The following is a 7,288-nucleotide window of genomic DNA, read 5'->3' on the forward strand; positions in this document are numbered from 1 at the left end:
ATCGCGCATCTGATCGACCGGCTGATCGCGCGGTTCGGCGCCGACCGGGTGCAGAGGCTGGTCCAGCAGGACACCCATATTCCGGAATGCGCAAGCGTCGCTGCGCCGGCGCATCTGCGGCAGCAGACTCAAACCGCGCCGCATGACTTTACGCCAGAAAATCTGGCACAGGACAGCCGGATTCCGGCGCGGCCGATCCGGCTGTTCGAGCGTCCCGAGCCGATCGAGGCCAATGCGCAGGTGCCGGACGGCCCGCCGGTGCAATTCAAATGGCGGCGCGTCACCCATGACGTCGCTTATGCCGAAGGCCCGGAACGCATCGCCATGCAATGGTGGCGCGATGAGCAGGGCCGCGCGCTGGCCCGCGATTATTTCCGGATCGAGACCAAACAGGGCGCGCGGGTCTGGCTCTATCGCGAGGGCATCTATGCCGCGGGACAAACGCCGCCGCGCTGGTTCCTGCACGGGATTTTCGCATGAGCGATTTGCTCGGTTTTCCCGCGCGCCCGAATGACTACAAACACGCCGGGCCGCGCCCAGCGCCGGCTTATGCCGAGTTCGCCGTCACCACCAATTTCTCCTTCCTGCGCGCCGCATCGCATCCGGAAGAGCTGGTGGATCAGGCCATACGGCTTGGCCATACCGGGATCGGCATTGCCGACCGCAATTCGGTTGCGGGCGTGGTGCGTGCGCATGTGGTTGCGAAAGACCGCGGGCTAAAACTCGCGGTCGGCGCGCGGCTCGTCTTCGCCGACGGCACGCCGGACATCCTTGCCTATCCTTCCGATCGCAAGGCGTGGGGCAACCTGACGCGGCTCCTCTCGCTCGGCAAAAGGCGGGCGGAGAAGGGCGACTGCATCCTCAATCTGCACGATCTTCTCGAAAAGGCAGAAGGGCTCAATCTCGTCGTGATGCCGCCTGAGCGCGTCGATGCCGCTTCTCTGTCTGCGATGGTCGCCAAACTCGTACAGCGCGCCGCCAAGCGCTCGGTCTGGCTTGCCGGCGGCTTTCTCTATCGCGGCGACGATGCACGGCGGCTGCGCAAACTCGCACAGATCGCGCAGGACAATGCCGTGCCCCTGATCGCGGTGAACGAGGTGCTCTATCATGTCCCCGAACGCCGCATGCTGCAGGACATCGTCACCTGCATCCGCGAGCATGTCACCGTGGATAGCGCCGGACGCCGCCTTTCGCTCAATGCCGAGCGGCATCTGAAATCGCCGCAGGAAATGGCGCGCCTGTTCGCGCTTTATCCGGACGCGCTGGCGCAGACGCAAATCCTGCTCGGCCGTTGCCATTTCTCGCTCGATGAGATGCAGCACGATTATCCGCACGAAGCACAGCACGGTACGCCGCAGGCGCGACTCATTGCCCTTGCCGAAGCCGGAATGAAGCGGCGCTTTCCGGGCGGGCCTTCGCCGAAGGTGCGCCGCGCGCTCGATCACGAATTGCAGGTGATCGGCGAACTCGGCTATGCGCCGTTCTTCCTCACCGTCCATGACATCGTCCGCTTTGCCCGCACGCGGCCGGAGCCGATCCTGTGCCAGGGCCGGGGATCGGCGGCGAATTCGATCATCTGCTATTGCCTCGGCATCACCGATGTCAGCCCCGATACCGTCGATCTCCTGTTCGAGCGGTTCGTGTCAGCCGAACGGCGCGAGCCGCCCGACATCGACGTCGATTTCGAGCATGAGCGGCGCGAGGAGGTGATCCAGCACATCTACCGGAAATACGGCCGCGAGCATGCCGGGCTTGCCGCCACCGTGATCTGTTATCGCGGCCGCGGCGCGGTGCGCGAGGTCGGCAAGGCGTTCGGGCTGTCGGAGGATACGGTCTCGGCCCTGGCCGCGACGCTGTGGGGCTGGTCGATGGACGGCATCGCCGAGAAGGAAGTGCGCCGCGCCGGCCTCGATCCGTCCGATCCGCGGCTGCAGATGACGCTTCAACTGACACAGGAATTGCAGGGCTTCCCGCGGCATCTGTCGCAGCATGTCGGCGGCTTCGTCATCACCCGCACCCGGCTCGACGAAGTGGTGCCGGTGGAGAATGCGGCGATGGAGGACCGCACCGTCATCGAATGGGACAAGGACGATCTCGATGCGCTCGGTCTGCTCAAGGTCGATGTGCTGGGCCTCGGGATGCTGAGCTGCCTGCGCCGCGCCTTCGATTTCCTGCGCGTGCATTACGGCGTAGAACGCGACCTCTCGATCCAGGACGAGGATCCCGCCACCTACCGGATGATCCGGCGCGCCGACACCGTCGGCGTGTTCCAGATCGAAAGCCGCGCGCAGATGTCGATGCTGCCGCGGTTGAAGCCGGAAAAATTCTACGACCTCGTCATCGAGGTCGCGATCGTGCGGCCCGGCCCGATCCAGGGCAAGATGGTGCATCCCTATCTGCAGCGGCGCGAAGCGCCGCATCTCGTGACCTATCCGTCGCCGTCGCCGCCCTGGCCGGCCGACGAACTCGAACAGGTGCTCGGCAAGACGCTCGGCGTGCCGCTATTCCAGGAACAGGCGATGCGGATCGCGATCGTCGCCGCCGGCTTCAAGCCGGCTGAGGCCGACAAGCTGCGCCGCGCCATGGCGACGTTCCGCCGGGTCGGCACCATCGGCACGTTCCAGAAGAAGATGATCGAGGGCATGGTGGCGAAGGGCTACGCGCGCGATTTCGCCGAGCGCTGCTTCGAGCAGATCAAGGGCTTTGGCGAATACGGCTTTCCGGAAAGCCATGCCGCGAGCTTCGCCAACCTGGTCTATGCCTCGTGCTGGCTGAAATGCCATTACCCGGATGTGTTCGCGGCGGCGCTCCTCAACAGCCAGCCGATGGGCTTCTACGCGCCGGCGCAGATCGTGCGCGATGCGCAGGAGCACGGTGTTGTGGTGCGCGCGGTGGATGTGAATGCATCGGACTGGGATTGCACGCTGGAGCCACTTCAAGTTGATTCAACAGAAGTGACGTCCGCTCATTCCCGTGAAAGCGGGAATCCAGCGCAAAATGGACTGGGTCCCCGCGTTCGCTGGGACGAGCGGACAGAGACAACTCCCCGCGCTGCGTCTCCCCTCCCTCCGCGAACTCCCTCTTCTTGCCCTCCCCACAAGGGGGAGGGCAAGGAAGAGCGCCCGCGGCATATCCTAAATCTCCATCCCCGCCACGCCTCGATGAAAGACGACATCCGCACCACGCATGCGCTGCGGCTCGGCCTGCGCCAGGTCAGCGGCCTGTCCGAAACAGACGGCCGCATCATCGAGGAGAAGCGCGGCGCGGGTTACGACTCGATCCGCGATCTGTGGCTGCGCACCGGCTTGCGCCCCTTCGTGCTGGAGACGCTTGCCAATGCCGATGCCTTCGGCTCGCTCGGACTGTCGCGCCGCGATGCGCTGTGGGCGATCCGCGCGCTGCATCGCTCCGGCGACAAGGACGATCTGCCGCTGTTCGCGCGCGTCGCCATGCCGGAGATGGAGCCCGATGTGGCGCTGCCCCCGATGCTGCCGGGCGAACAGGTCGTGGAGGATTACCGGCATCTGAAGCTGTCGCTGCGCGCGCATCCGGTGTCGTTCCTGCGTCCCGATCTCGATGCACGGGGTATTCTGCGGAACGAGGCGCTGACGCGCACAGCGTCCGGCCGCAGCGTCAGCATTGCCGGCATCGTGCTGATCCGCCAGCGGCCCGGCACCGCCAAGGGCGTGATCTTCATGACGCTGGAGGACGAGACCGGCATCGCCAACACCATCGTCTGGCCGAAGACCTTCGAGACCTTCCGTCCCGTCGTGCTCGGCGCGCGTCTCGTCGGCGTCACCGGCAGGCTGCAGAACGAGAAGGGCGTGATCCATGTGGTGGCGGAGCAGATCGACGATCTGACGCCGCTGCTGGGCCGGCTTTCGGAGCATGGCGCCTCGATCGAATCGCTCGCCCGCTGCGATGAGGTGAAGCGGCCCGAGCCCGGCAACCGCTCGGCAAAGAATCTCGCAAAAGGCGCGCATCCGCGCCGCGGCGACGCGCTGGTGCGCCTGTTGCGCGAACAGCCGGAACTGGCGGAGGACCTCATCGCCATGCACAAGGTGATGCCGAAGGGCCGGAATTTTCATTGATGAGGCGGATCGAAAATCTATCCGCTCATTCCCGCGAAAGCGGGAATCCAGCGCGAAAAGACCGGGCCCGCCTTCACGGGGACGAGCGGCCAAATCAAACGCCCGCGCGATTTGACACCACCCCTCCGCCTGCGGCATCGAAAGCGCAAAGTTCCAGAAGGGGGCATTCTTCGTGGGCGACTTCGTCAGCAAGCGGCATTTTCACATCGACTGGGCCTATTGCGACCCGGCCGGCATCGTCTTCAACAGCCGCTTTTTCGAGTTTTTCGACACCGCCAGCTGGCACCTGTTCGAGGCGGCGCTGGGCGTCAAGCCGCACGAGATGGCCAGGACCTTCGACATCCTCGGCGTGCCGCTGGTCGATGCGCGCGCCAAATTCATGGTGCCGGCGAAATTCGGCGACACCGTCGAGATGCATTCCTGGGTGGGCGAGATCCGCCGTTCCAGCTTCGAGGTCTGCCACCGCATTTTCGTCGATGGGCAGCTGGCGGTCGACGGGTCCGAGACCCGCGTCTGGGCCTCGCTCGACGAAAAAGGCCAGCTCAAGACCAAGCCGATCCCGCAGGACGTGATCGCAAAGTTCAAGACACCGGACTGAACAGTTCCGCGCAAAGCGGGAACCTGGCGGGCGCAGACGCCATCGCGCTCCCGCATGCGCGCGAGACGCGCATCGTGTGACGAAATCGCGCTTCCGAAAAAATTGGCCAGCGATTCCCGGTTCCGGCTCTTCGGATTGCATGGTTGGGGGTCAAACTATTAGACTATAGGAGTTCAAAAACAGGCGAGCCGGGCCAACCGGCCGCAACGGGAAACGCATTCAGGAAGCGCATCGATGACGAGGCTGCTCGAGCTTGTGCTCAACGACCGCAAGCGGGTGGACGCGGTCCCCGACAATCTTCTGCTGCTCGATTATCTGCGCGAGGTCGCGGGGCTTACCGGCACCAAGACCGGCTGCGACGGCGGCGAATGCGGCGCCTGCACGGTCCTGGTCGACGACAAGCCGGTGCTGTCCTGCCTCACGCTTGCCGCCAGCGTTGCGGGCTGCAAGGTCGACACCGTGGAATCGCTCGGCCTTGACGGCCAGCTCTCGGCGGTGCAGCGCGGCTTCCACGAAAAGCTCGGTTCGCAATGCGGCTATTGCACGCCCGGCTTCATCATGGCCTCGGTCGGCCTGCTCCGCGCCAATCCGAATCCGACCGATGACGAAATCCTCGATGCGCTCGGCGGCAATATCTGCCGCTGCACCGGCTATGTGAAGATTATCGAGGCGGTGAAATACGCCGCCGGCCTGCAGGCGGAAGGGGTCGCGCCATGAACAAGCCGGTTCCCGCACGCGATACGCTCGCGCATGGCGTCGTGCCCGCCCGCAATATCGGCGATTACGTGCCGCTGGTGGACGGACCGGAGAAAGTGTCCGGCCGCGCCAAATACACAGCGGACATTCTCAGCCCCAATATGCTCGCGGGCCGCATCTATCGCTCGCCCTATTCGCATGCCGAGATTCTGGATGTCGATATCTCCGAGGCGCTCAAAGTCCCCGGCGTGAAGGCGATCGTCACCGGCGCCGATTGCGACAAGACCTTCGGCGTCTTACCGATCGCCCGCAGCGAGCATCCGCTGGCGCGCGACCGCGTGCGCTATCGCGGCGAGCCGGTCGCGGCCGTCGCCGCCATCGACGACGCCACGGCGCGCGAGGTCGTCCGCCGCATCAAAATGACGGTGCGCGAACTGCCCGCCTATTACACATCGCAGGATGCGATGGCGCCCGACGCCGTGCCATTGCACGACAAGAAGCCCGGCAATCTCGAACGCGACGTGTTCTTCGAACTCGGCAATGTCGAGCAGGCCTTCGCCGGCGCCGATCTCGTCCGTGAGGGTGTCTATAACTGCCCGGAAGTCTGCCAGGTGCAGATGGAAATGCATGCTGCCATCGCCGATTACGATGCGGTGCGCGACCGCATCACCGTGCATGCCTCGACCCAGGTGCCCTATTACGTGCACCTGATGCTGTCCGACATTCTCGATATGGACATGTCGCGTATCCGCGTGATCAAGCCGCATGTCGGCGGCGGCTTCGGCTGCCGCACCGAGACTCTGAATGTCGAGCTGATCACCGCGCTGCTGGCCCGCAAGACCGGCGGCGCGGTGCGCACCGTCGTCAACCGCGAGGAGACCTTCATCACCCATCGCGGACGGCCCGAGACTGACATCAAGCTGAAGATCGGGATGAAGAAGGACGGCCGCATCACCGGCGTCGAATGCGAGGCGATCCAGCGCGGCGGCGCGCATTCCGGCTACGGCGTGGTGACTATTCTTTACGCCGGCTCGATGCTCTACGCGATCTACGATCTGAAGAATGTCAAATATGTCGGCAAGCGCGTCCTCACCAACACGCCGCCCTGTGGCGCGTTCCGGGGTCACGGCACCGTCGACGTGCGCTTCGCCTTCGAGAGCCTGCTCGACCAGATGGCGCACGAGATGGGGATCGACCCGTTTGCCGTGCGGCGCGCCAATCTGCTTCAGGCGCCGACCTTCACCGACAATGACCTGATGGTGAATTCCTACGGCCTTCCTGAATGCCTCGATCTGGTGGAACAGGCAAGCGAATGGAAAGCGCGCAAGGGCAGGATGAACAATGGCGGCAGCCCGCAGACAGGCCATCTGAAAAAAGGTTTGGGCATGGCCTGCTCGCACTACATTTCCGGTGCGTCAAAGCCGGTGAACTGGACCGGCGAGCCGCATGCCACGGTGAAGATCAAGGTCGATTTCGACGGCTCTCTGGTGGTGCTCTCGGGTGCCGCCGATATCGGCCAGGGCTCCTCGACCATTCTGGTGCAGGCGGTTGCCGAAGTGCTCGGCCTCGACATGTCGCGGGTGCGCGTCGTCACCGGCGACAGCGAGGTGGTGCCCAAGGACAATGGCTCCTACTCGTCGCGCGTCACCTTCATGGTCGGCAATGCCGCAATCGATGCAGCGCGCAATCTCAAAGCCCTGTTCATCAAGGCCGCCGCGCGCAAGCTCGATGCCAAGCCCGAAGATATCGAATGCCTCGGCGAAATCTATCGTGCCGGTGCGCAGGACAAGGGAGCGACCTTCGACGAGGTGGTGATGGAGGCGCTGAAGGATTCCGGCACCATCACCGTCACCGGCAATTACTCGACCATCCCGGAATCGCATGGCGGCAAGAAATATCGCGG

5 protein-coding genes are annotated in these 7,288 nt (G+C 64.4%); all 5 read left to right on the forward strand.

What is annotated here, in order from left to right; genetic code table 11:
• The coding region (locus ACK41X_RS21825) for a DUF6504 family protein (RefSeq protein ID WP_409727882.1) at nucleotides 1–480 on the forward strand (480 nt) is incomplete at its 5' end.
• Nucleotides 477–4,091: an error-prone DNA polymerase gene (locus ACK41X_RS21830; RefSeq protein ID WP_409727885.1), complete on the forward strand. Its 3,615-nt coding sequence runs from the start codon at nucleotides 477–479 to the stop codon at nucleotides 4,089–4,091. The genes ACK41X_RS21825 and ACK41X_RS21830, both read left to right, overlap by 4 nt.
• Nucleotides 4,092–4,263: 172 nt before the next feature.
• On the forward strand, nucleotides 4,264–4,689 hold the full coding sequence (locus ACK41X_RS21835; RefSeq protein WP_409727888.1) for an acyl-CoA thioesterase: 426 nt from the start codon (nucleotides 4,264–4,266) through the stop codon (nucleotides 4,687–4,689).
• Between the two features lie 234 nt (nucleotides 4,690–4,923).
• A complete protein-coding gene (locus ACK41X_RS21840) occupies nucleotides 4,924–5,406 on the forward strand; it encodes a (2Fe-2S)-binding protein (protein ID WP_409727891.1) in 483 nt (160 codons plus the stop codon).
• Nucleotides 5,403–7,288, forward strand: a 1,886-nt coding sequence (locus ACK41X_RS21845) for a molybdopterin cofactor-binding domain-containing protein (RefSeq protein ID WP_409727894.1), incomplete at its 3' end; no start/stop codon positions are given. The genes ACK41X_RS21840 and ACK41X_RS21845, both read left to right, overlap by 4 nt.

The sequence above is a fragment of the Pseudorhodoplanes sp. genome, assembly GCF_046289595.1.
In the GTDB taxonomy this organism is placed as follows: Bacteria; Pseudomonadota; Alphaproteobacteria; order Rhizobiales; family Xanthobacteraceae; genus Pseudorhodoplanes.